This window comes from Marinobacter sp. LA51, assembly GCF_030297175.1.
In the GTDB taxonomy this organism is placed as follows: Bacteria; Pseudomonadota; Gammaproteobacteria; order Pseudomonadales; family Oleiphilaceae; genus Marinobacter; species Marinobacter apostichopi.
Genome location: NZ_AP028070.1, coordinates 814,737 through 839,466, shown reverse-complemented (window position 1 = coordinate 839,466; position 24,730 = coordinate 814,737). Strand labels below are relative to the sequence as shown.

At 57.0% G+C, this 24,730-nt stretch carries 17 protein-coding genes, 2 tRNA genes and 3 rRNA genes; 3 read left to right on the top strand and 19 right to left on the bottom strand.

What is annotated here, in order from left to right; translation table 11 throughout:
- Positions 1 to 85 precede the first annotated feature (85 nt).
- The 15 genes from rimI to QUE89_RS03735 all read right to left on the bottom strand — a co-directional run bounded on the left by rimI (position 86) and on the right by QUE89_RS03735 (position 15,306).
- Entirely contained in the window at positions 86 to 604 is a 519-nt protein-coding gene (gene rimI / locus QUE89_RS03805) for a ribosomal protein S18-alanine N-acetyltransferase (RefSeq protein ID WP_286221909.1), read from the bottom strand.
- Positions 571 to 1,374, bottom strand: coding sequence for a 2-isopropylmalate synthase (locus QUE89_RS03800; protein ID WP_286221908.1), 804 nt, complete (start codon positions 1,372 to 1,374; stop codon positions 571 to 573). Before QUE89_RS03800 ends, rimI begins: the two co-directional genes overlap by 34 nt.
- A gap of 32 nt (positions 1,375 to 1,406) precedes the next feature.
- Entirely contained in the window at positions 1,407 to 2,957 is a 1,551-nt protein-coding gene (locus QUE89_RS03795; protein WP_286221907.1) for a 2-isopropylmalate synthase, read from the bottom strand.
- A 118-nt stretch (positions 2,958 to 3,075) separates the two neighbouring features.
- Positions 3,076 to 3,191 (bottom strand): 5S ribosomal RNA (rrf, locus tag QUE89_RS03790).
- 82 nt (positions 3,192 to 3,273) lie between these two features.
- A 23S ribosomal RNA gene (locus QUE89_RS03785) occupies positions 3,274 to 6,168 on the bottom strand.
- 319 nt (positions 6,169 to 6,487) lie between these two features.
- Positions 6,488 to 6,563, bottom strand: a tRNA-Ala gene (locus QUE89_RS03780).
- Positions 6,564 to 6,608: 45 nt separating this feature from the next.
- A tRNA-Ile gene (locus QUE89_RS03775) sits at positions 6,609 to 6,685 on the bottom strand.
- A gap of 89 nt (positions 6,686 to 6,774) precedes the next feature.
- A 16S ribosomal RNA gene (locus QUE89_RS03770) occupies positions 6,775 to 8,314 on the bottom strand.
- Together the 16S, 23S and 5S rRNA genes with 2 tRNA genes alongside form the textbook arrangement of a ribosomal RNA operon.
- Positions 8,315 to 8,835: 521 nt before the next feature.
- Positions 8,836 to 9,468, bottom strand: coding sequence for a protein-methionine-sulfoxide reductase heme-binding subunit MsrQ (gene msrQ, locus QUE89_RS03765; RefSeq protein ID WP_286221906.1), 633 nt, complete (start codon positions 9,466 to 9,468; stop codon positions 8,836 to 8,838).
- A complete protein-coding gene (msrP, locus tag QUE89_RS03760; RefSeq protein ID WP_286221905.1) occupies positions 9,468 to 10,442 on the bottom strand; it encodes a protein-methionine-sulfoxide reductase catalytic subunit MsrP in 975 nt (324 codons plus the stop codon). The genes msrQ and msrP overlap by 1 nt, the downstream gene beginning before the upstream one ends.
- A 101-nt stretch (positions 10,443 to 10,543) precedes the next feature.
- Positions 10,544 to 11,395 carry a CDP-diacylglycerol--serine O-phosphatidyltransferase gene (gene pssA / locus QUE89_RS03755; protein ID WP_286221904.1) on the bottom strand — a complete coding sequence of 284 codons (852 nt, stop codon included), beginning with the start codon at positions 11,393 to 11,395 and terminating at the stop codon, positions 10,544 to 10,546.
- Between the two features lie 90 nt (positions 11,396 to 11,485).
- Positions 11,486 to 12,502, bottom strand: coding sequence for a ketol-acid reductoisomerase (ilvC, locus tag QUE89_RS03750; RefSeq protein ID WP_286221903.1), 1,017 nt, complete (start codon positions 12,500 to 12,502; stop codon positions 11,486 to 11,488).
- A 65-nt stretch (positions 12,503 to 12,567) separates the two neighbouring features.
- Entirely contained in the window at positions 12,568 to 13,059 is a 492-nt protein-coding gene (ilvN, locus tag QUE89_RS03745) for an acetolactate synthase small subunit (RefSeq protein ID WP_070970156.1), read from the bottom strand.
- 2 nt (positions 13,060 to 13,061) lie between these two features.
- Entirely contained in the window at positions 13,062 to 14,780 is a 1,719-nt protein-coding gene (locus tag QUE89_RS03740; protein ID WP_286221902.1) for an acetolactate synthase 3 large subunit, read from the bottom strand.
- Between the two features lie 166 nt (positions 14,781 to 14,946).
- The gene (locus QUE89_RS03735) at positions 14,947 to 15,306 is read right to left on the bottom strand and encodes a hypothetical protein (protein ID WP_286221901.1); all 360 of its coding nucleotides are present in this window, start codon (positions 15,304 to 15,306) and stop codon (positions 14,947 to 14,949) included.
- On the opposite strand from QUE89_RS03735, the gene QUE89_RS03730 reads away from it, so the two are divergent.
- Positions 15,305 to 15,766, top strand: a complete 462-nt coding sequence (locus QUE89_RS03730; protein ID WP_286221900.1) for a DUF4124 domain-containing protein — start codon at positions 15,305 to 15,307, stop codon at positions 15,764 to 15,766. The genes QUE89_RS03735 and QUE89_RS03730 overlap by 2 nt on opposite strands.
- Positions 15,767 to 15,828: 62 nt before the next feature.
- Here QUE89_RS03730 and clpB read toward each other — a convergent pair whose 3' ends face one another.
- The 3 genes from clpB to rluD all read right to left on the bottom strand — a co-directional run bounded on the left by clpB (position 15,829) and on the right by rluD (position 20,291).
- A complete protein-coding gene (gene clpB / locus QUE89_RS03725) occupies positions 15,829 to 18,405 on the bottom strand; it encodes an ATP-dependent chaperone ClpB (protein WP_286221899.1) in 2,577 nt (858 codons plus the stop codon).
- 169 nt (positions 18,406 to 18,574) lie between these two features.
- A complete protein-coding gene (pgeF, locus tag QUE89_RS03720; protein WP_286221898.1) occupies positions 18,575 to 19,324 on the bottom strand; it encodes a peptidoglycan editing factor PgeF in 750 nt (249 codons plus the stop codon).
- Positions 19,314 to 20,291 carry a 23S rRNA pseudouridine(1911/1915/1917) synthase RluD gene (rluD, locus tag QUE89_RS03715; protein ID WP_286221897.1) on the bottom strand — a complete coding sequence of 326 codons (978 nt, stop codon included), beginning with the start codon at positions 20,289 to 20,291 and terminating at the stop codon, positions 19,314 to 19,316. Before rluD ends, pgeF begins: the two co-directional genes overlap by 11 nt.
- A 135-nt stretch (positions 20,292 to 20,426) precedes the next feature.
- Here rluD and QUE89_RS03710 point away from each other — a divergent pair, with 135 nt between their 5' ends.
- Positions 20,427 to 21,260 carry an outer membrane protein assembly factor BamD gene (locus tag QUE89_RS03710; protein WP_286221896.1) on the top strand — a complete coding sequence of 278 codons (834 nt, stop codon included), beginning with the start codon at positions 20,427 to 20,429 and terminating at the stop codon, positions 21,258 to 21,260.
- 21 nt (positions 21,261 to 21,281) lie between these two features.
- Here QUE89_RS03710 and QUE89_RS03705 read toward each other — a convergent pair whose 3' ends face one another.
- Positions 21,282 to 22,946 carry an NAD+ synthase gene (locus tag QUE89_RS03705; protein WP_286221895.1) on the bottom strand — a complete coding sequence of 555 codons (1,665 nt, stop codon included), beginning with the start codon at positions 22,944 to 22,946 and terminating at the stop codon, positions 21,282 to 21,284.
- A gap of 93 nt (positions 22,947 to 23,039) precedes the next feature.
- Between QUE89_RS03705 and QUE89_RS03700 the strand changes: the two genes are divergently transcribed.
- Complete coding sequence (locus tag QUE89_RS03700) at positions 23,040 to 24,683, top strand: sensor histidine kinase (protein WP_286221894.1); 1,644 nt, start codon at positions 23,040 to 23,042, stop codon at positions 24,681 to 24,683.
- Positions 24,684 to 24,730: the final 47 nt, after the last annotated feature.

The following is a 24,730-nucleotide window of genomic DNA, read 5'->3' as shown; positions in this document are numbered from 1 at the left end:
GAAAGACAACCTGAATCTGATGTTCCGAGAAAGGCGCTATTATAGGGGCTAAGGGATTCTGACGCGAACCGCTATTACCGAGACATCAAGCGGGGAATTGGAGCGCCATGACCCGGGCATCCTCACGGCCTTCGCCGTTTGGATAGAACTCCGGCCGTCGACCGATTTCTTCAAACCCCTCCACCGAATAGAGCCGGTAAGCGGCGTCGTTACTGAGGCGAACCTCAAGAATGGTCTGAACCATCTGCTCACGGGCGGCCTCGCTCAGCAAATGCCTGAGCAATCGTCGCCCGGCGCCCTGCCCCTGCCAGCGTGGATCCACGCACAGGTTCAGCAGATGGGCTTCGTCGAACATATAGGCGACCACGGCGTAGCCCACCAAAAGATCGCCATGGCAGGCAGCCCACAACCGATAGTTGGCCCGAAAACAGTCGCGGAACAGTGTCTCAGCCCAGGGGTAGGAATGCCCTTGGCGCTCGATCGAAAGAGCCCGGGGCAGGTCATCCGTGGTGAGGCCACGAATCAGAAGATCCCCGTCCAGCACCCGTTGGTAGGTTTCCGAGCCCCGCATCATTGACCAGCCAGCGGCTTCAGCTCCTGCCATAACGCACGCTTGAGCGCCGGGCTGGTGGCGAGTTCGGCGAGACTATGGTTGAAGCTGATTTCCGCACTGATACCGGCAATGTGCTGGAACCAGGGCTCATCGCCGCGGTAGTCATCCGGTGCAGTAACCCCGAGGGCAATCAGCTTCCGGCCGCCCAGATCCGACAGCGCGTACTCCAGCACAGCTCGAAGATCGCTCAGGGAATTGCCCGGCGCCCGGACGTTGTTGAAGACTGGCCAGTGAATGGGACCAACCGAGCGCAAATCGCGCTCGCCCACACTTTTAAGAATGTTTTCGACCAGAGTCTCCTGAAGCCGAAGACTGGCCTCCTTCGAGACACTGGCAATCACCGCCGTTTTCCGGCCAATCCAGACCTGCAGGTTCAGCGCCAGCACGACTTTTCCGGCAGCGGAAACTGACGTCTTTTCAACCGGCGGAGTGTCGGTAGTGATTTCGGCAGCAACCGCGGCCGATTTCGACGGCTGCGGCCGGTCAGGCTTCGACGCCGGTGTATCCATAAGCGCCTGGAGATTGGCCACGCGGGCACTGTCAGCCTCGGACCGCCCGGGCACAGGTGGCGCTGCTTTGGGCTGAGACCGGGACGGCGCCGGTGCCGCTTCCACCCACGGCTCTGCAACCACATCCGCCTCGTCGTCGCCAAACTCGAATTCGGGACTGGCCGCCGCGCCTGGCAAGGCATCACGGGCATACCACAACCGTATCCCTGCCGCGCCAAGATAGAACTGTCGTTCAGTTTCCGTTTGAATCATCCGGTTTGCCCAGTGTCGCCGCTAGATTGCATTTACACGTCCGCAACCTGGGGGTGTTGCCGGATACCGCCGCGGCTGATCAGGTTGAGTGCTTCTATGTAGGCTTTTGCCGAGGCGATGATGATATCGGTGTCAGCACCCACTCCGTTCACAATACGGCCTCCACGTTCCAGGCGCACGGTCACCTCGCCCTGGGCGTCGGTACCGCTGGTGATCGCATTAACGGAATAGAGCTGCAGATTGCAGCCGGAGTCGACCAGGGATTCAATCGCCTTGAAGGTGGCGTCCACAGGCCCACTCCCCTCAGCCTCTACCTTGTGCTCCTTGCCATCAAGGGTCAGGGTCATATTTGCCTTGGGCACCACACCGGTCTCGGAACAGACCTGCATGCACACCAAGCCGTAGCGCCCCACTTCTTCCTTCTGACGGGTATCGCTGGCAATCGCCTGGAGGTCCTCGTCGAAGATCTCGTGCTTGAGGTCGGCCAAAGCCTTGAAACGGGTGAAGGCTTCGTTCAGCTCGGTCTCGGTGTCGAACTGGATACCCAGCTCCAGCAACCGGGTACGGAAGGCATTCCGGCCGGAATGTTTGCCCAGCACGAGTGAATTGGTGTGCCAGCCCACGTCCTCGGCACGCATGATTTCATAGGTCTCACGGTGCTTCAGTACGCCGTCCTGGTGAATGCCCGACTCGTGGGCAAAGGCATTGGCACCCACGATGGCCTTGTTGGGCTGGACCGGGAAGCCGGTAATGGTGGATACGAGACGAGAGGCCGGAACAATGTGCCGGGCGTCGACCTGAGTGTCGATGTTGAACAGGTCCTGCCGGGTACGTACCGCCATAACGATCTCTTCAAGGGAAGCGTTACCAGCACGTTCGCCCAAGCCATTGATGGTGCACTCCACCTGACGAGCCCCCTGGGTTACTGCCGCCAGGGAGTTGGCAACGGCCAAGCCCAGATCGTTGTGGCAGTGAACCGAGAAGATCGCCTTGTCGGCATTGGGAATGCGGTTCAGCAACTGGTGAATGGTTTCACCGAACTGCTCGGGAATGGCATAGCCCACGGTGTCCGGGATATTGATGGTGCGGGCTCCGGCATCGATGGCCGCCTCAATGATCCGACACAGGAAGTCCAGCTCCGAGCGGCCAGCATCTTCGCAGGAGAACTCCACGTCGTCGACGTGACTACGAGCACGCTTCACCGAGCGCACCGCCTGTTCCACCACTTCGTCCGGCTGCATCTGCAGCTTGTGCTTCATGTGGATGGGAGACGTGGCGATGAAGGTATGAATTCGCCCCCGTTCAGCTGGCTGAATTGCCTCGGCCGCCCGATCAATGTCTTTGTCCAGAGCGCGGGCCAGGCTACAGACCGTAGATTCCTTGATGGACTCGGCAATGGCCTTCACTGCCTCGAAATCACCCTGGCTGGCGATGGCAAACCCGGCTTCGATGACATCGACACGGAGCTTCTCCAGCGCCTTGGCAATCCGGAGCTTTTCCGTCTTGTTCATGGTTGCGCCGGGGCTTTGCTCGCCGTCGCGGAGCGTAGTGTCAAAGATAACCAGATGGTCTTGGGCGGGCATTCGAGGGCTCCATCAAACAGTGTGGCTCAGTATAGCGGCAGTATACCATCGCCCGGGCTTTTCGTTCAGGCAATAAAAAACCCCAGCCTCGAGGAAGCTGGGGTTTTCGGTATTAAGAGTCTGACGATGACCTACTCTCACATGGGCAAGTGCCACACTACCATCGGCGCAGGCTTGTTTCACTTCTGAGTTCGGGATGGGATCAGGTGGTTCCAAGCCGCTATGGTCGTCAGACAAAACGGTTGATCACTGGGGGGACGAGAAAGAAGTGTGATGTTGATTTCGTTGCGTTATCCGCAATTGTCTTGGGTGTTATATAGTCAAGCCGCACGAGCAATTAGTATCGGTTAGCTCAACGCCTCGCAGCGCTTACACACCCGACCTATCAACGTCCTGGTCTTGAACGGCTCTTTAGGGACCTTAAAGGTCCAGGGAGATCTCATCTTGGAAGGGGCTTCCCGCTTAGATGCTTTCAGCGGTTATCCTATCCGAACATAGCTACCGGGCAATGCGTCTGGCGACACAACCCGAACACCAGCGGTTCGTCCACTCCGGTCCTCTCGTACTAGGAGCAGCTTTCCTCAAATCTCCAACGTCCACGGCAGATAGGGACCGAACTGTCTCACGACGTTCTAAACCCAGCTCGCGTACCACTTTAAATGGCGAACAGCCATACCCTTGGGACCGGCTTCAGCCCCAGGATGTGATGAGCCGACATCGAGGTGCCAAACACCGCCGTCGATGTGAACTCTTGGGCGGTATCAGCCTGTTATCCCCGGAGTACCTTTTATCCGTTGAGCGATGGCCCTTCCATACAGAACCACCGGATCACTATGACCTACTTTCGTACCTGCTCGACGTGTCTGTCTCGCAGTTAAGCGGGCTTGTGCCATTACACTAACCGCATGATGTCCGACCATGCTTAGCCCACCTTTGTGCTCCTCCGTTACGCTTTGGGAGGAGACCGCCCCAGTCAAACTACCCACCACACAGTGTCCTCAACCCCGATAAGGGGTCCAAGTTAGAACCTCAAACATGTCAGGCTGGTATTTCAAGGTTGGCTCCATGAGAACTGGCGTTCCCACTTCAAAGCCTCCCAGCTATCCTACACAAACATGCTCAAAGTTCACTGTGAAGCTATAGTAAAGGTTCACGGGGTCTTTCCGTCTAGCCGCGGATACACCGCATCTTCACGGCGATTTCAATTTCACTGAGTCTCGGGTAGAGACAGCGCCCCCATCGTTACGCCATTCGTGCAGGTCGGAACTTACCCGACAAGGAATTTCGCTACCTTAGGACCGTTATAGTTACGGCCGCCGTTTACCGGGGCTTCGATCAAGAGCTTCGCACGAATGCTAACCCCATCAATTAACCTTCCGGCACCGGGCAGGCGTCACACCGTATACGTCCACTTTCGTGTTTGCACAGTGCTGTGTTTTTAATAAACAGTCGCAGGGGCCTGGTATCTTCGACTGGCGTCAGCTCCACCCGCAAGGGGTATCACCTACAACCAGCGTGCCTTCTCCCGAAGTTACGGCACCATTTTGCCTAGTTCCTTTACCCGAGTTCTCTCAAGCGCCTTGGTATTCTCTACCTGACCACCTGTGTCGGTTTGGGGTACGGTCTCGAATAGCCTGAAGCTTAGAAGATTTTCCTGGAAGCATGGCATCAATGACTTCCCGCTCTAAAAGAGCAGTCGTCGTCGCGTCTCAGAATTGTGGACCCGGATTTGCCTAAGTCCACTCCCTACACGCTTAAACCGGGACAACCGTCGCCCGGCTCACCTAGCCTTCTCCGTCTCTCCATCGCAGCTATCCAAGGTACGGAAATATTAATCCGTTTCCCATCGACTACACCTTTCGGTCTCGCCTTAGGGGCCGACTCACCCTGCGCCGATTAGCGTTGCGCAGGAACCCTTGGTCTTCCGGCGTGCGGGTTTTTCACCCGCATTGTCGTTACTCATGTCAGCATTCGCACTTCTGATACCTCCAGCAAGCTTCTCAACTCACCTTCGCAGGCTTACAGAACGCTCCCCTACCCCGCATACAAAGTATGCAGCCGCAGCTTCGGTGACCAGTTTGAGCCCCGTTACATCTTCCGCGCAGGCCGACTCGACTAGTGAGCTATTACGCTTTCTTTAAAGGATGGCTGCTTCTAAGCCAACCTCCTAGCTGTCTGAGCCTTCCCACATCGTTTCCCACTTAACTGGTACTTGGGGACCTTAGCTGGCGGTCTGGGTTGTTTCCCTCTTCACGATGGACGTTAGCACCCACCGTGTGTCTCCCGGATAGTACTCACAGGTATTCGGAGTTTGCATCGGGTTGGTAAGTCGGGATGACCCCCTAGCCGAAACAGTGCTCTACCCCCTGTGGTATTCGTCCGAGGCGCTACCTAAATAGCTTTCGGGGAGAACCAGCTATCTCCGGGCTTGATTAGCCTTTCACTCCGATCCACAAGTCATCCCCTGGCTTTTCAACGACAGTGGGTTCGGTCCTCCAGTTGATGTTACTCAACCTTCAACCTGCTCATGGATAGATCGCCCGGTTTCGGGTCTATGCCCAGCGACTAAATCGCCCTATTCAGACTCGGTTTCCCTACGGCTCCCCTAAACGGTTAACCTCGCCACTGAACATAAGTCGCTGACCCATTATACAAAAGGTACGCCGTCACAGAACAAGTCTGCTCCGACTGCTTGTACGCATACGGTTTCAGGATCTATTTCACTCCCCTCACAGGGGTTCTTTTCGCCTTTCCCTCACGGTACTGGTTCACTATCGGTCAGTCAGGAGTATTTAGCCTTGGAGGATGGTCCCCCCATATTCAGACAGGATACCACGTGTCCCGTCCTACTCGATTTCACTAAACTCAGGTTTCGGATACGGGGCTATCACCCACTATGGCGGCACTTTCCAGAGCCTTCTCCTACCAATTGTTTAGCTTAAGGGCTAATCCCCGTTCGCTCGCCGCTACTTAGGGAATCTCGGTTGATTTCTTTTCCTCGGGGTACTTAGATGTTTCAGTTCCCCCGGTTCGCCCCTTACACCTATGTATTCAGTGCAAGGTACCCGACCGAAATCGGGTGGGTTTCCCCATTCAGAAATGTCCGGATCACAGCTCGTTTGCCAGCTCCCCGAACCTTATCGCAGGCTTCCACGTCTTTCATCGCCTCTGACTGCCAAGGCATCCACCGTATGCGCTTAGTTGCTTGACTATATAACCCCAAGACAACTGTGAACGAAGCAACGCTCGTTACCAGGCAAGCCTGATAAAGAGGTTATTTCGAGACAGTTCCTTGAAGCGATATCACAACCACTTCAACGACAACACCGGATAACGCTTGAAATCGCTATCACTTGAATACGTCCTCTCGGAGATAATGAGAGAATCGTACTCGTGTTCTTTCTCGTCCAATTTGTTAAAGAGCAAATCTGACCCAGTGATCAGAAAGAAGAACTTCGCTTAACAACCGATGTCATTAAACCGAAATGCTTGTTTCTGGACACTGCTAACCGAAGTTAGTCAGTAAATATTGGTGGAGCTAGGCAGGATCGAACTGCCGACCTCCTGCGTGCAAGGCAGGCGCTCTCCCAGCTGAGCTATAGCCCCATTTAAGCTACCTCAAATTGTCCAACTCCAGGAGTTGAGCAATTTTGGTGGGTCTGGGTGGACTTGAACCACCGACCTCACCCTTATCAGGGGTGCGCTCTAACCACCTGAGCTACAGACCCAATGGTACGGGCCTGATAGACCCATCTGCTCTCTTTATTAATCAACCAAGTAATTCGTGTGGACTCTGACCGAAGCATTCGGCTTCGTTTAAGGAGGTGATCCAGCCGCAGGTTCCCCTACGGCTACCTTGTTACGACTTCACCCCAGTCATGAACCACACCGTGGTGATCGTCCTCCCGAAGGTTAGACTAACCACTTCTGGTGCAATCCACTCCCATGGTGTGACGGGCGGTGTGTACAAGGCCCGGGAACGTATTCACCGTGACATTCTGATTCACGATTACTAGCGATTCCGACTTCACGGAGTCGAGTTGCAGACTCCGATCCGGACTACGATGCGTTTTGTGAGATTAGCTCCCCCTCGCGGGTTTGCAGCCCTCTGTGCGCACCATTGTAGCACGTGTGTAGCCCTGGCCGTAAGGGCCATGATGACCTGACGTCATCCCCACCTTCCTCCGGTTTGTCACCGGCAGTCTCCCTAGAGTTCTCAGCCGAACTGCTAGCAACTAGGGATAGGGGTTGCGCTCGTTACGGGACTTAACCCAACATCTCACGACACGAGCTGACGACGGCCATGCAGCACCTGTGTCAGAGTTCCCGAAGGCACCAATCCATCTCTGGAAAGTTCTCTGCATGTCAAGGCCAGGTAAGGTTCTTCGCGTTGCGTCGAATTAAACCACATGCTCCACCGCTTGTGCGGGCCCCCGTCAATTCATTTGAGTTTTAACCTTGCGGCCGTACTCCCCAGGCGGTCAACTTAGTGCGTTAGCTGCGCCACTAAGGATTCAAGATCCCCAACGGCTAGTTGACATCGTTTACGGCGTGGACTACCAGGGTATCTAATCCTGTTTGCTCCCCACGCTTTCGCACCTCAGTGTCAGTGTTGGTCCAGGTAGCCGCCTTCGCCACTGGTGTTCCTTCCTATATCTACGCATTTCACCGCTACACAGGAAATTCCACTACCCTCTACCACACTCTAGCCTGACAGTTCGAAATGCCGTTCCCAGGTTAAGCCCGGGGCTTTCACATCTCGCTTATCAAACCACCTACGCGCGCTTTACGCCCAGTAATTCCGATTAACGCTTGCACCCTCCGTATTACCGCGGCTGCTGGCACGGAGTTAGCCGGTGCTTCTTCTGTGAGTAACGTCAAGGCTAGCCGATATTAACGACTAACTTTTCCTCCTCACTGAAAGTGCTTTACAACCCGAAAGCCTTCTTCACACACGCGGCATGGCTGGATCAGGGTTGCCCCCATTGTCCAATATTCCCCACTGCTGCCTCCCGTAGGAGTTCGGGCCGTGTCTCAGTCCCGATGTGGCTGATCATCCTCTCAGACCAGCTACGGATCGTCGCCTTGGTGGGCCTTTACCCCACCAACTAGCTAATCCGACATAGGCACATCCAATAGCGCAAGGTCCGAAGATCCCCTGCTTTCTCCCGAAGGACGTATGCGGTATTAATCCGGGTTTCCCCGGGCTATCCCCCACTACTGGGCAGTTTCCTATGCATTACTCACCCGTCCGCCGCTCGTCAGCGGGTAGCAAGCTACCCCTGTTACCGCTCGACTTGCATGTGTTAAGCCTGCCGCCAGCGTTCAATCTGAGCCATGATCAAACTCTTCAGTTTAAATCATACAAGAATCCGAAGATTCTCTATTCTTGCTCAAGACAAAACTCAATTTCGACGAGTCACTGTCCTGATATTTCGTATCCGAAATACCTCGGCCAGCGCCCACACGAATTACTTGGTCAATTTTTTAAAGAGCGGTTGAGCTGCTGCTCAATCAAGGTGGCGTATTCTACATCGTGTCGCCGCCTTGTCAACCGTTTATTTTCAATGTTTTCCGTCTCCGGAAAGCGCCGAAAATCAACCGGCTTACTGCTTGTTTCGAGAGGCGCATTCTACAGCGAATCGAGCCTCTGTCAACCGCTTTCTGAAGAATTTTGAAACTCAATTTCTTCAACAATTTCAAGCGGTTGCCTTCTTCGGTAGCCGCTGCGTCAGTGGCTTGTCCCTCAGAAGTGGTGCGCATTCTACAGGCGTCAGGAAAACTGTCAACGCGCTTTGCGAAGAAAATTCCAAAACTACGGGTTTCCACGCATTAGGCAGGTCAACAACCGCACAACTTGAGCAGTGTTTAACCAATATCAGCCCTTTTTCAGAGGGACCAGGCTGGACCAGCCAGACCAATAACCTCGCACCCCCAACAGAATTGCCAATAACAGGCCGTAAATCACCATTTCACCCAGGTCACTTCTTGCTTGCCACAGGAAATGGAACCAGGCGACTACCACAGCCAGATAAATCAACTTGTGCAAACGCTTCCAATAAGGACCCAACCTGCGCATCGCACTCACTGGCGACGTTACAGCCAGCGGCACCAGACACAGGAAGGCCACCGCGCCGGCGATGATGTAAGGCCGCTTGGTAAAGGTGGCCCACAAATCCGACCAACCAAGAATGAATTGCAGAAAAGCCAGAACATGGAGCACCGCATAGAAGAATGCGAACAGACCGAGCATTCGCCGCACCCGCAGCCAACCGCCCCAACCGGTCCAGCGCCGGAGCGGAGTCATCGCCAAAGTTGCTAACAGGAGCTGGAAGGCGGCAAGGCCAAGTGCCTCGGTAATGATCTGGCCCGGATCCGGCCCCACGGCTCCGCTAACCATATCCCTAACCAACAACATAAGAGGCATAGATGCCAGCGCCGCCACCAGCCAGCGAAACCCCAACAGCACTCCTGCGCTTCGGCGCCACTCAATACCCAGCAGTCCCGGCATTAATAGAACTTCCGCAAGTCCATGCCCTTATAGAGACTAGCGACCTGCTCACCATAACCATTGAACTTTTCGGTCTCGATCCAGTTTGGTGAAAACAACCCCGATGGCAGGCGCCGCTCCCGCTTCTGACTCCAGCGCGGGTGGTCGACCTCAGGATTCACATTGGCGTAAAAGCCATACTCACTGGGAGCAATTCGCTCCCACGTGGTCTTCGGCCGCCTCTCCTGAAACCGAATCCTGACAATAGACTTGATACTCTTGAATCCGTATTTCCAGGGCAATACCAATCGAATCGGTGCGCCATTCTGTTTAGGTAGAGCTTTGCCATACAGGCCAACAGCCAGAAACGCCAATTCGTTCATGGCCTCATCCATCCGCAACCCTTCCCGATACGGCCAATCGATGGTGCTGAATATCGACTGCTGCCCCCGCATCTGTTCCGGGTCCTCCAGAGTTTCAAAGTAGAGATACTTGGCCTTGGCCGTTGGCTCCAGGCGCCTCACTACATCGGCAAGCGGTATCCCAACCCAGGGGATCACCATGGACCAGGCCTCCACGCACCGTAACCGGTAAACCCGCTCCTCATAGTCATGGGGCTGAAGCAGGTCTTCGAGGGCATAGGTACCCGGCTTGCCACACTCGCCATCCACAATCACGGACCAGGGATCAACCGACATGGACTCGGCATACTTGGCCGGATCGTCTTTTCCAGTCCCGAACTCATAGAAGTTGTTGTAGCGGATAACGTCTTTGAACGGAGTTTTTTCTTCCTCGGTGGAGAACCGGGGCGCACGGGTGAAGTCGAGCGGCTCGCCCTGAACCGGGGCCGCCGCTGCAGACAGCAACCCGGGCATAGCGAGACCCGCGGCGCCAGCGGCAACACCCGACATGAATCGGCGACGGTTCAGATAGATGTGTTCGGGGGTGACGTGACGGTGGGACAGCTCCCAGGAGGGGCGACTCTTTATCAACATCGAAACTCTCCACTCAAGTCGCCCGGGCATCGGGCGCTGGTAGGGTTGACCGGAGGTTCCGCATTTAATTCCCGGGCCACAGGGGCCCAGGACTCATTACCTTACGCAGACTCCTCCGCGCTACGCTTGGGCTTGCCTCTGAACAGCGCCCGCACCGGACCCGACAGGGCATACAACAGGAAACCCGTAAATAGTACGGTCGCCGGATCAAGCGCGATCACGACAAAGATCAGAACCACGAGCAGGATCGCCGCAAAGGGCACCCGTCCACGCATATCGAGATCTTTAAAACTGCGGTACAGGATATTGCTGACCATCATCACGCCCGTGCCACCAACCACAACAATCGTCAGTAGCGTCAGCCAGGATGATGGCTCGAATTCGTGGAAGCACCACACCAGGCCGGCCACGCACGCAGCCGCAGCCGGGCTCGCCAGACCGACAAAGAACTTCTTGTCGACGGAGCCAATCTGGGTATTGAAGCGTGCCAAACGGAGGGCCGCGCCGGCCACATAGATAAAGGTTATTGCCCAGCCTACTTTACCCAGGCCGTTCAGGGACCAGAAAAACGCCACCAAACCGGGGGCCACGCCAAATGCCACCATGTCGGCCAGGGAATCGTACTCTTCACCGAATTTACTTTGGGTGTTGGTCATCCGTGCGACGCGGCCATCGAGCCCGTCGAGAATCATGGACACGAAAATCGCGATAGCCGCGTTATCAAACATGCCATTGGCCGCAGACACGATGGCGTAAAAACCCGAAAACAGGGACGCTGTCGTGAGTGCGTTCGGCAAAAGGTAGATACCCTTGCGGCGAACCGGGGCGCCTTCTACCAGCTCCTCTTCAACCACTTCGCCGGCTTCCACTTCATACTCGGAAGCCTGTTCGTGCTTTTTTTCCGACGGCGCGTGCTGGGCGTCGGTTTCGGCATTCTTTCTTTCGTCAGTCATTCCCATTACTCCGGAAAGCGTTTGGGCGGAGTATATACGAAAAACGCGGCCACCCGGGCCGCGCTTCTCAAGAACTAGTCAGAAACCCGATCAGTTCTTGTCTTTATCCACGATCTTGTTCGCGGAGATCCAAGGCATCATGCCACGGAGCTTCTCACCCACGGTCTCAATCTCGTGCGCCGCGTTCTGGCGACGACGCGCAGTCATGGACGGGTAGTTGAGAGCGCCTTCAGAGATGAACATCTTGGCATACTCACCGCTCTGGATACGCTTCAGCGCGTTGCGCATGGCTTCGCGAGACTGCTCGTTGATGACTTCCGGGCCAGTCACGTACTCACCATACTCCGCGTTGTTGGAGATGGAGTAGTTCATGTTAGCGATGCCGCCTTCGTACATCAGATCAACAATCAGCTTCAGCTCATGCAGGCACTCGAAGTACGCCATTTCCGGGGCGTAGCCCGCTTCAGTCAGGGTCTCGAAACCTGCCTTGACCAGCTCAACGGCACCACCACACAGCACGGCCTGTTCACCGAACAGATCGGTTTCAGTTTCGTCTTTGAAGGTGGTTTCGATGATACCGGTACGGCCGCCGCCGATACCGCTGGCGTAGGACAGGGCAACGTTCTTGGCGGTGCCGGAAGCGTCCTGGAAGATGGCGATCAGGTCAGGAATACCACCGCCGTTGGCGAACTCGGTGCGCACGGTGTGGCCCGGAGCCTTCGGAGCAACCATGATGACGTCCAGGTCTTTACGCGGAACGATCTGGTTGTAGTGGATGGCAAAACCGTGGGCGAAGGCCAGTGTGGCGCCCTGCTTCAGGTTCGGCTCGATCTCGGCCTTGTACAGCTCGGACTGGAACTCGTCCGGGGTCAGGACCATGACCACGTCAGCGGCAGCAACGGCAGAAGGCACGTCGCTGGTCTTCAGGCCATAGGCTTCAGCCTTGGCAATGGAAGACGAACCCGGGCGCAAGCCAACGGTGACGTCAACGCCGGATTCTTTCAGGTTACACGCGTGAGCGTGGCCCTGGGAGCCGAAACCGATGACGGCAACTTTCTTGCCCTGGATGATGGAAAGATCGCAATCCTTATCGTAGTAAACCTGCATGACAAAACCTCTGTTATTTGTAATGGCCCTATCAGGCCATGATGTTCAATTCGTATCAATAGCCGTTACAGGCTGAGAACCTTTTCGCCGCGGGCTATGCCGGAGACACCGGTACGCACCACTTCGAGGACACCGGAGGTGCCGACCGCCTGGATGAATCCGTCGAGCTTCTCGCTGTCGCCCGCCAGCTGAACGGTATAAACCGAACTGGTGACGTCAACAATCTGGCCCCGGAAGATGTCCACGGTACGCTTGATCTCAGCCCGCTGGGAACCGGTGGCCTTGAGCTTGACCAACATCAGCTCGCGCTCGATGTGGGAGCCTTCGGTCAGGTCCACCAGCTTAACCACTTCAATCAGCTTGTTGAGCTGCTTGGTGATCTGCTCGATGACCTTGTCCGACCCGGTTGTGGTCACGGTCAGACGGGACAGGGTCTCGTCTTCGGTGGGCGCTACAGTCAGCGTTTCGATGTTGTAGTTCCGCTGGGAGAACAGTCCAACAACGCGGGACAATGCACCCGGTTCGTTTTCAAGCAAAACAGAAATGATTCGACGCATGATTACACCCTCTCCGTTTTGCTGAGCCACATGTCCTTCATGGAACCGCGGGCTACTTGCATCGGATAGACGTGCTCAAAGCGATCAACGTAGATGTCGACAAACACCAACTCGTCTTTCATCGCCAACACTTCTTTCAGCTTGGTTTCCAGATCAGCCTTTTTGTCGATCACCACACCCTTATGACCATACGCCTCAGCCAGCTTGGTAAAGTCCGGCAGCGACTCCATGTAGGACTGGGAGTGACGGGACTCGTAGTTCATGTCCTGCCACTGCTTGACCATGCCCAGGGCCTGGTTGTTGAGGTTGATGATCTTCACCGGGAGGTTGTACTGCTTACAGGTGGACAGCTCCTGAATATTCATCTGGATACTGCCTTCACCGGTGATGCACAGCACTTCATCGTCCGGGTGCGTCAATTTAACACCCATCGCCGCAGGCAAACCGAAGCCCATGGTGCCCAAGCCACCGGAATTGATCCAGCGATTGGGTTTGTCGAACTTGTAGTACTGGGCCGCGAACATCTGGTGCTGCCCCACATCGGAGGTCACGTAGGCTTCACCGTTGGTGAGCCTGCACAGCATCTCGATGACTTCCTGGGGCTTGATCACATCGTCGCTGGTTTCGTAGCGCATGCCGTGGAAGGCGCGCCACTCGTCGATCTGCTTCCACCAGGCAGCGATCGCATCCGCGTCCGGCTTTTCCTTGCTTTCTTTCACCAGCGCCTGCATTTCTTTCAGCACCGCATCAACCGGCCCCACGATGGGAACGTCAGCATCCACAGTCTTGGAGATGGACGCCGGATCGATATCGATGTGAATGATGCGGGCGCCCGGACAGAACTTCTCGGTGGCGTTGGTGACCCGGTCGTCAAACCGCGCCCCGACACAGAGAATCAGGTCCGAGTGGTGCATCGCCATGTTGGCTTCGTACGTGCCGTGCATGCCCAGCCAACCAAGGTGCTGCTTGTCGCTGGCCGGAAAACAGCCGATACCCATGAGCGTGTTGGTGATCGGGTAACCAAGAGTGCGAACCAGTTCGGTGAGCTGCTCAGAGGCCTTACCCAGAATGACACCGCCACCGGCATAGATGATCGGACGGCGGGCCGCCAGCATCATGTCGACCGCTTTCTTGATCTGACCAGCGTGGCCGCGAATGGCCGGGTTGTAAGAGCGCAGCTTGACCTTTTTGGGGTACGAATACTCGTAACGCTCATTCGGCGTGGTCATATCCTTGGGGATATCAACCACAACCGGGCCGGGGCGGCCTGTGGCAGCAATGTAATAAGCTTTGCGGATCACCTCGGGAATTTCTTCCGGATGGCGCACGCTGAGGTTGTGTTTAACCACCGGGCGGGAAACACCGATCATGTCGGTTTCCTGGAAGGCATCCTCGCCAATCAGTGTGGACGCAACCTGACCGCACAGCACCACCATGGGGATGGAATCCATAAAGGCGGTGGCAATGCCGGTAATGGTGTTGGTGGCTCCAGGACCCGAGGTCACCAGTACGGTACCTGGTTTTCCGGTCGCACGGGCGTAGCCGTCGGCCATATGGACCGCAGCCTGCTCATGCCTGACCAGAATATGTTTGACCTTGTCCTGCCTGAACAGCGCGTCATATATATGAAGGGCTGCACCACCCGGATAGCCGTAAACGTATTCGATCCCTTCATCTTGCAAGGAACGAATGAGCATGTCGGCGCCAGACAATAACTCCACGATTTTCTACCCTCTTCCTACGAGTGAATGAGCCGGGGTACACCCGGTTGCCTGGATTCACGGTTTCCCTGCTTCTTGTGAAAGCGGAACCGGCTGCTCCTCCACACTTTAATAAGAGGTTGTCTCATGGCCAGCCGCCCTCCTGAGGGTTGCGGAGAACGGCCAATCAACGGGTTGCAAGTAAGCAACAACCATCCCGCGACGACGGCGCGGTGCGTTCAGTGTGGTGATTAACGGGGGTTACTCGCTCGGGATTGCCTGCCGTATTGACCCCAGTCCTCAGGCAATCGGTAATTCTGACAGCGGGAAACTCCCTGTCAATAGCCGTCACGCCTTTATTGCCCCTCCATCGCACCCCGAAAAAGACGCCGGGCGACATTGTCTTGCGGAGTTTTGAACCAAACGGAAGAAAAATACTGACACCGGTGGCATGATGTCCTTGAATACGTACTAACACCGAGACAAATCCGGGCAGACAGATTTTGATCTGCACCGGGTGCAGTAAACCTATGATGAGTGGACTCATGAATAAGAATATCCTGACGCTGAGCTTGTTACTGGCAGTATTACCAAGTGTCTCGATGGGCGCTTCTGTGTACAAATGGACTGACGAGAACGGAGTGACTCACTTTGGTGACCGCCAGCCGACCGGCGCGCAATCAGAAAAGGTGAATGTGCGGTCAGGAAGTGCCTCGCCGGCATCCGCCAACCGTCCGAGCCCAACAGAGCGGGTCAACGCGTTGGAAGAACGGGAGCAGGAAGCGGCGGAGCAGCGGCGTGAATCTGCCGCCGAGGAGGCCCGCCAGAAACAGCGCGCAGCCAACTGCTCAGCTGCCCAAAGCAATCTTGAGGTGATGGCCAACAACGCTCGCATCCGGATTGAAGAAGAAGGCGAGATGCGCTACTTAACGCCGGAAGAAATTGCGGAAAAGCGCACCCGGTTTGAAGAGATCGTCGCTGAGAACTGCGGGCCTGAAGAAGGCTAACAGACCACTGACGTAAGAAAAAAATGGGGACCGGATCAACATCGATCCGGTCCGTACCCTGCTCAGGCCTTCGCAAACACCAGCTCGTGATCCTGAACCGTGGCCAGGATAGTATCCCCGGGCACGAAGTCTCCGCGCAGAAGTTTCTGCGCCAACGGATTCTCGATCATCCGCTGAATGGCACGCTTCAGCGGCCGCGCGCCGTAGACCGGATCGTAGCCAACCTTCGACAGCAACTCCATGGCAGCATCGTCCAGCTCGAGCCTCATCTCCTGATCTTTCAGACGCTTGCCAAGAGCCTCGATCTGAATCTTGGCAATGCCCTGGATCTGGTTCTCCGCCAGCGGATGGAACACCACCACCTCATCGACCCGGTTAATGAACTCGGGGCGGAAATGGGTGCCTACCACCTCCATCACGGCCGCCTTCATGGCCTCGTAATTTTCTTCACCGGCTTTTTGCTGAATGATGTCCGAGCCCAGGTTTGAGGTCATCACGATGACAGTGTTCCGGAAGTCCACTGTTCGGCCCTGACCGTCGGTCAGCCGGCCATCCTCAAGCACCTGCAACAGGATGTTGAAAACATCCGGGTGAGCCTTTTCCACCTCATCCAGCAGCAGGACCGAATAAGGCCGGCGCCGCACTGCTTCGGTTAGATAGCCACCTTCCTCATAGCCGACATACCCCGGAGGGGCACCAATCAGACGGGCCACCGAATGCTTCTCCATGAACTCCGACATGTCGATGCGGACCATCGCTTCTTCGGTATCGAACAGGAACGACGCCAGCGACTTGCACAGCTCGGTCTTACCCACTCCGGTGGGCCCCAGAAACAGGAACGAACCGTTCGGCCGGTTGGGATCGGACAATCCGGCCCGGGAGCGGCGCACGGCGTTGGACACCGCTTCTACCGCTTCGTCCTGGCCAATGACGCGGTCATGCAGCGCCTCTTCCATGCGCATCAACTTGTCGCGCTCGCCTTCCAGCATCTTCGACACAGGAATGCCGGTCCACTTGGAGACAATCTCGGCAATCTCCTCGTCGGTCACCCGGTTACGGAGCAGCTTCATCTCCATCATTTCGGCCTGGCTGGCCATATCGAGCTGACGCTCCAGCTCCGGAATCTGGCCGTACTGAAGCTCTGACATCTTGCCCAGATCACCGGCCCGGCGGGCATTTTCAAGATCAATCCGGGCCTGCTCCAGCCGACTCTTGATCTTCTGGGAGCCGTGCAAGGCCGCCTTTTCGGTATTCCAGACTTCTTCCAGGTCGGCGTATTCGCGCTCGACACCGGTAATGACACCGGACAATTCTTCCAGCCGCTTCTTGGAGGCGGCGTCGGTTTCCTTTTTCAGCGCTTCCCGCTCGATCTTGAGCTGGATCAGCCGGCGCTCGAGGCGGTCGAGGGCTTCGGGCTTGGAGTCCATCTCCATGCGGATCTGGCTCGCGGCCTCATCCACCAGATCAATAGCCTTGTCCGGCAATTGGCGATCGGCGATATAACGGTGCGACAGCTTGGCGGCAGCAATGATGGCGCCGTCGGTCACCTCGACCCCGTGGTGTACCTCATAACGCTCTTTGAGCCCCCGCAGGATGGCGATGGTGTCTTCCTCGTTGGGCTCGCTAACCAGTACCTTCTGGAACCGACGCTCCAGTGCGGCGTCTTTCTCGATGTTCTCGCGATATTCATCCAGGGTGGTGGCACCGACACAATGCAGCTCACCGCGGGCCAGGGCTGGCTTCAACATATTACCTGCGTCCATGGAGCCTTCGGCCTTGCCGGCGCCGACCATGGTGTGAATTTCATCAATGAACAGGATGATCTGCCCCTCTTGCTTGGACAGCTCATTCAGAACGGCCTTCAAGCGCTCCTCGAACTCGCCCCGGAACTTGGCACCGGCAATCAGGGCACCCATGTCGAGGGACAACACTTTTTTGTCTTTCAGGCCATCGGGAACCTCGCCATTGACGATGCGCTGGGCCAGACCTTCGACAATAGCGGTCTTACCGACACCGGGCTCACCGATCAGCACCGGGTTGTTCTTGCGACGGCGCTGCAATACCTGGATCGTGCGACGAATCTCGTCGTCCCGGCCAATCACCGGGTCCAGCTTGCCCTCCTCGGCACGTTCGGTCAGGTCAATGGTGTACTTGGACAGTGCCTGCCGGTTCTCCTCGGCGCCAGCGTCGTTCACCGCTTCGCCGCCGCGAGCTTCGTCAATAGCCTTTTCCAAAGCAGCCTTGTCGACACCCTGCTCGCGCAGCACTCGCCCCAGTGTCCCGCGGTCTTCCAGAGCCGCCAGCAGCATCAGTTCGCTGGAAATGAACTGGTCCTTGCGCTTCTGGGCAAGCTTGTCGGCAATGTTGAACAGGCGCCCCATGTCGTTGGACATGGACACGTCGCCGGCCGAGCCCTGAACTTCGGGCAGATGTTCCAGCTCACGGGCAATGGCCTGGCGGATACGCCCGGGCTCTGCCCCGGCCTGTTTAAGCAGCGGCTGTATGGCACTGCCGTCCTGATCCAGGAGCGCCTGCATCAGGTGCACTGGCTCAATAAAGTTGTGATCCTTGCCCACCGCAAGCGATTGAGCATCCGCGAGGGCGGTCTGCAACCGGCTGGTCAGCTTATCGATTCTCATAGGTTCTGTTCCCCGATTCGTAGGTCCGGGATGTCGGCCGAGCTCTGGGCTGAGCCAACTTCCGCACTGCTTTGAAGTTTAATGTAGGGGCAAGCGCAGGGACTTCAAGCGGCCAGGTCATTAAGCCATCCGGAAGTTGACCGGGATCATCCAACCCCGGCAGCGGGTTTCAGGGCTCGAGCCAGACCAGGGTTGCCATACGGCCAGTCTGGCCGTCTCGGCGGTAGGAGTAGAAACGCTGGGGATCGGAGACGGTACACAGATCGCCGCCGTAAACGGCACTGACACCCGCTTTTTCAAGCCGTTGCCGGGCCAGGCTATAAATATCTGCCATGAAATGCCCGGGGCGGGCGCCAGATACTGAAAAAGCCTCGGCGGCACGAGCGTCGACTGCCATGAACGCGTCCCGGACTTCCTGCCCCACCTCAAAGTGCGCCGGGCCGATGGCAGGCCCCAGCCAGGCAATGATCTCGGCTGACGGAGCGGTGAAGCTGGCCACCACCTGCTCCAAAATTCCAGCACAAAGACCACGCCATCCGGCATGGGCAGCGGCCACCTGCGTACCGGCTCGGTCACAGAGCAGCACTGGTAAGCAGTCGGCGGTCAAGATGGCGCACACCTGACCAGCCTGGGTCGTGGTGGAGGCATCCGCCTCCGGAATGCCATCAACCGGCGAGGTCACAAGGTCTGTGCCATGCACCTGGGATAGCCAGCCAAAGGCGGCCGACTCAAGTGACAATTCGCTGGCCAGCCGGGCTCGATTTTCGGTGACGTACTGCGGATTATCCCTCACATGTGTCCCGAGGTTCAGCGAGTGCCACGGTGGCTGGCTCACACCGCCGAGCCGGGTGGTACTTGCCGCCCGAACCCGATCAGGCGCAGGCCAATCCGGCCGAATCAGATCCAGCTCAGAAGTCATGGTTTTCCAGGTCTTGGACATGCTTTCGCAGCGCCGCCATCAGTTCCACCATATCCTCGGGCACAGGCACCTCCCAGGACACAGTCTCTCCAGTTTCCGGGTGCTCAAGGGTGAGTTGACGAGCGTGCAAGGCTTGCCGATTGAAGGCCGCCAGAGCTTCCCGAAGCTCTTCGGTGGTGCCTTTAGGCAAACGCAGCCGGCCGCCGTACATCGGATCGCCCACCAGGGGGTGTTTCACATGGGCCATGTGAACCCGGATCTGGTGGGTACGACCACTCTCCAGCTTGCAACGAACGTGCGTGTGCGCGGCGAACCGCTCAACCAGCCGATAGTGCGTCACTGCCGACTTGCCGCTGGGAACCACCGCCATTTTCTTGCGCTCACGGGGGTGACGGCTAATCGGGGCGTCCACCGTTGCCCCGCCGGTCAGGGTACCAACCACCACGGCATCGTATTCCCGGCCCATGGTCCGGGTCTGCAACTGGTCCACCAGGGAGGTGTGGGCAACCAGACTGCGCGCCGCCACCATAACCCCCGACGTGTCTTTATCCAGGCGGTGCACAATGCCGGCCCGGGGCAGGTTTTCCACTTCCGGTGCGTAGTTAAGCAGCGCATTCACCAGGGTGCCATCGGCGTGGCCCGCGGCCGGGTGCACTACCAGGCCAGCCGGCTTGTTGATCACCAGTAGATGCTCGTCTTCGTAGACGATATCCAGCGTGATCTCCTCGGCCTGCCAGCTCACCTGGGCTTCGGGCTCGGCATCCAGCTCCAGGCGGTCATCCAGCATGACCTTGTCCCGGGGCCTGCGCTTCTCACCATTAACAAGGAGCGCGCCACTCTTGATCCAGTTTTGCAGCCGCGAACGGGAATGCTCGGGCATCAGGTCAGCCGCGGCCTGATCCAGACGCCGGTCACTCAGCTCTGGTGGCACCAGAAAACTGGCGGTAATTCGATTATCAGATGACATTAAGCCCCCGGGGCCGGTGTGTGTTACGTTTCACAAAGAATTTTTCAAAGAAAGAGGCACAGTCTGCACATGCGGCTTCTTCCCCGCTACAATGGCGGCTCTTTTGAACTTATCGACATTATACGGGAATCCGGCATGAGATCAGTTGTCCGTTTACTGCTACTGACCACTCTGATGGTTTTGGTCAGTGCCTGCGCCTCCAACAAGCAGGAAGAAGTACTGCCGGAACAGACCTATTATGAAAATGCCCGCGAAGCCATGAGCTCAGGCAATTTTAACGAAGCCGAGGAAAATCTCGACGCACTGGAAACCTATTATCCGTTCGGGCGCTATGCCGAGCAGGCCCAGCTGGACCTGATCTATGCCCGCTTCCAGAACCTTGACCTGGAAGGCGCCCGGGCCGCGGCCGACCGTTTCCTCCGCTTGAACCCGCAAAGCGAGCACGCCGATTATGCCTTGTTCATGCGCGGGCTGGCATCTTACAACCTCGACCTTGGTCTGGCGGCCCGCTATTTCCCGGTCGAGGTCTCTGCGCGGGATCCCGGCGAGCAAACTCAGGCCTTCCGGGATTTTTCCGAACTGCTGAACCGTTATCCAGACAGTGAGTACGTGGCCGATGCCCGCCAGCGGATGATTGCCATCCGGAACAGAATGGCGGCACTGGAAATCCACGCGGCACGTTACTACATCAAGCGAGAGGCCTACATCGCTGCCAATAACCGGGCGCGCTACGTGGTTGAGAATTACCCGACGTCACCGGTGGTCGAAGAGGCTCTGATCATTCTGGCCGAAACCTTCCGTTTCCTCGATCTGAAGAAGGGTGCGCGGGATGCCATTGCCCTGCTGCAGACCAACTTCCCCGACAGCGAAGCGTTCAATGAAGACGGTGAATTTGTAGCCGACGTTCTGACAAGAGAAGACCGCTCACTGACCAGCGTTATCACCTTCGGCCTAATGGGCGACGAGTAACCTCGCCGCCCGATCCTTGCGTTACTTGCCGCTTTTCCATCCATTGGTGATGGGATAGCGGCGATCCTTGCCAAAGCCCCGCTCAGTAATCCGCACGCCAATCGGCGCCTGCCGACGCTTGTACTCATTGATATCCACCAAGCGGATCACGCGGTCTACATCCGCGCGCTCAAATCCTTCAGCCACAATGGCATCGGCACTGAAATCCCGTTCGACGTAAAGATTCAGGATCTGGTCCAGCACATCGTAGCCCGGCAGGCTGTCTTCATCTTTCTGGTCGGGCGCAAGTTCCGCCGATGGCGGACGGGTAATAACCCGCTCCGGAATCACCGGTGACACGGTATTGCGATAGGTCGCCAACCGGAATACCAGAGTCTTGGGTACGTCCTTCAGCACATCGAAGCCGCCAGCCATGTCGCCGTAGAGCGTGGAATACCCGACTGCCATCTCACTCTTATTGCCGGTAGTCAAAACCAGTGAACCAAACTTGTTGGACAGCGACATCAGCAAAACGCCACGCAGGCGCGCCTGCAGGTTTTCCTCGGTGGTGTCCGGACTGGTGCCCTCAAACGGCCCGGCCAACCCGGCCATGAACGCGTCGTACATGGGCTCGATGGAGAACACATCGTACTGGACCCCGAGCGCCACCGCCTCGGCTTCGGCATCCTCAAGGCTCATGCTGGAGGTGTAGCGGAACGGCATCATCACCGCTCGGACCCGATCCTTACCCAGGGCATCAACAGCCACGGCCAGTGTTACCGCGGAGTCAATACCGCCAGACAGTCCGAGCACCACCGAGCGAAAACCATTCTTATTGACGTAATCCCGGACACCGATCACCAGTGCGCTGTAGACATTAGCCTCAAGGGAAGGCTCGGCCGGCAACGACTGGGACACTGGCTGACAATGGTGCTCACACAGGAACTCGACCGGGAACAAGCCGCTGCTAAATTGGGGTGCTTCGCAGGTGATCTGGCCGGAGTGGTCGAACACCATGGAGCCACCATCAAACACCAGTTCATCCTGGCCGCCAACGAGATTGACGTACACAATGCTGACCTGATTCTCCCTGGATTTGCGCTCCAACAGGGCCTTGCGACGGGCCTGCTTGTCGATGTCGTAGGGCGATGCGTTCAGGTTCAGGATCAGCTTGGCACCGGCGGCCGCTGCCTCTTCCACCGGACCATCCTTCCAGATGTCTTCACAGACCGTGATGCCCATTGGAACGCCACGAATATCGCTAGTGACCACATCCCGGCCTTCGGCGAAGTAGCGCTTCTCATCGAACACCTGGTAGTTGGGCGGAAACCGTTTGAAATAGCGGCCAGTCATCGCACCACCGTCGATTACCACTGCTGCGTTGTACAACAGCCCCCCTTCCCTCAACGGCGCACCAATGACAATGGCCGGCGCCAGATTCTCATTCCGCAGCCGTTCCAGAGCCTCAAACACCCGCACTTCCAGGCTTGGCCGAAGCAACAGATCCTCCGGCGGGTAGCCGGTTAAACACAGCTCCGGAAATACCACGATATTCGCTTCGTGCTCAGAGGCGGCACGCTGAGTGGCCTCAATCACCAGGTCCGTATTTCCGGGGATATCACCCACCAGAAAATCCAGCTGCGCCATAACCACCCGGAGTTTCTTGGGGGAAAGTTGAGGGGAAGATACACTCCCGGAAACGGACATAAATCGGCTCCTGTAACTCATTGCCACGAAAAGGCTATTATAACCCCGCAAGCATGAGGATTTCTTCCGACCACCAGCGGATTCCGGTAAATCATGGCAGTAACACAACAATCAACAGCTGAGCTCGGCCCAGTTTCCCCGTACGACCTGCAACAACAGAAGCTGTTCCGCATCTATAATCATTACCGTCTGGTTGTCAGCCTGATGCTGCTGGGCCTGTTATTTGTCGACCCGGTCAACTTGGATTCCCGCTTCCGACTACTGGACTACTACCAGGCCGGCGTGGCTGGCTATTTTGGTCTCAATGCCTTCGTCGCCCTGCTCATTCTGGCCGGATTCCAGCCCAGTCGCCGCCACATCACGCTTTCAATCCTGCTCGACGTGCTGGTCATGCACTGGTTGCTGTTGACCAGCACCGGTATCACCAATGGCCTCGCCAACCTGGTAATTGTGTCCGTGGCTGCGGGCAACATTCTGACGCCAAGCAGAATGGGATTTTTCTACGCCGCGCTTGCGGCCATCTGCTCGCTCGGCATTTCCGGCTGGTCAGTGCTGGTGCTGGAGGCGCCTGCGGATGACATTGTGCGAGCTGGCTCGCTAGGCATTCTCTACTTCGCCGCGGCCTTTGTACTGCAATCCATTTCGAAGCGTATGCGCAGCAGCGAAGCACTTGCCAGCAGCCGCGCCCAAAGCCTCGCGGAACTCGAACGGATCAATCAGCAAATTATCCAACGCATGCGCACAGGCATCTTATTGCTGGACCGTTACGGCCACATCCGGTTGGCAAATGCTGCAGCTGAGGAACTGCTGTTTGGCGAACCCTCCGCAGACAGATCTGACCAAACTGAGGCAACCCGAGTGCTTCCTCAACCGCTAAAACTGGGCCTGGAGTCCTGGCTCAGAGATCCGGCACGCCGCATCGAGCCGTTCCGGCCGTTCCAAACCTCCCCGATCCTGCAGGTCAATTTCACCCAACTCGACCAGGAACGGGGCGATCAGATCCTGGTGTTCATTGAAGACATGAGCAAGATCACCCAGCAGGCCCAGCAAATGAAGCTAGCTTCCCTCGGGCGCTTGACCGCAGGTATTGCCCACGAAATCCGCAATCCTCTGGGCGCGATCAGCCACGCCGCTCAGCTGATGGAGGAATCGCCGCATCTGGATCAGGGCGACCTGCAGATGCTGGACATCATCCGGCGCCACTCGCGGCGCGTGAACGGTATCGTGGAAAATGTTCTGGACCTGTCACGCCGGCGCACCGCCAATGCCGATTTAATTGACGTTTCCGAGTGGCTGAAAGAGTTCAAAGCGGATTACCTGCAAACCCAGGAAGAATCAGCCGGCTCAATCATTGACCTGAGCCTCGCCCCCACTATACCGCCCGCCCGTTTCGATAAGAGCCAAATCGAGCAGGTAATGGTGAACCTTTGCGACAACGGCCTGCGCTACAGTCAGCAGCAAACCGGCCAGCGCCGTATCGAAATTCGCGGAGGCGCGACCGTGGACGGTGAACGAGCCTATCTGGATGTGTGTGACGCCGGGCCAGGCATCTCGCAGGAACACCAGGGCTCCGTTTTTGAGCCGTTCTTTACCACCGACAAAAGCGGCACCGGCCTCGGCCTTTATCTGGCCCGGGAACTGTGCGAGGCTAATCAGGCTCACCTGTCACTGGTGGACGACAATCAACCCGGCTGCTGTTTTCGCATCACTTTTGCGCACCCCGGGCGGCTGATTTAATACGGCGCCCGCGGACACTGCGCGCCTGCACAATAACAGGGAAATGA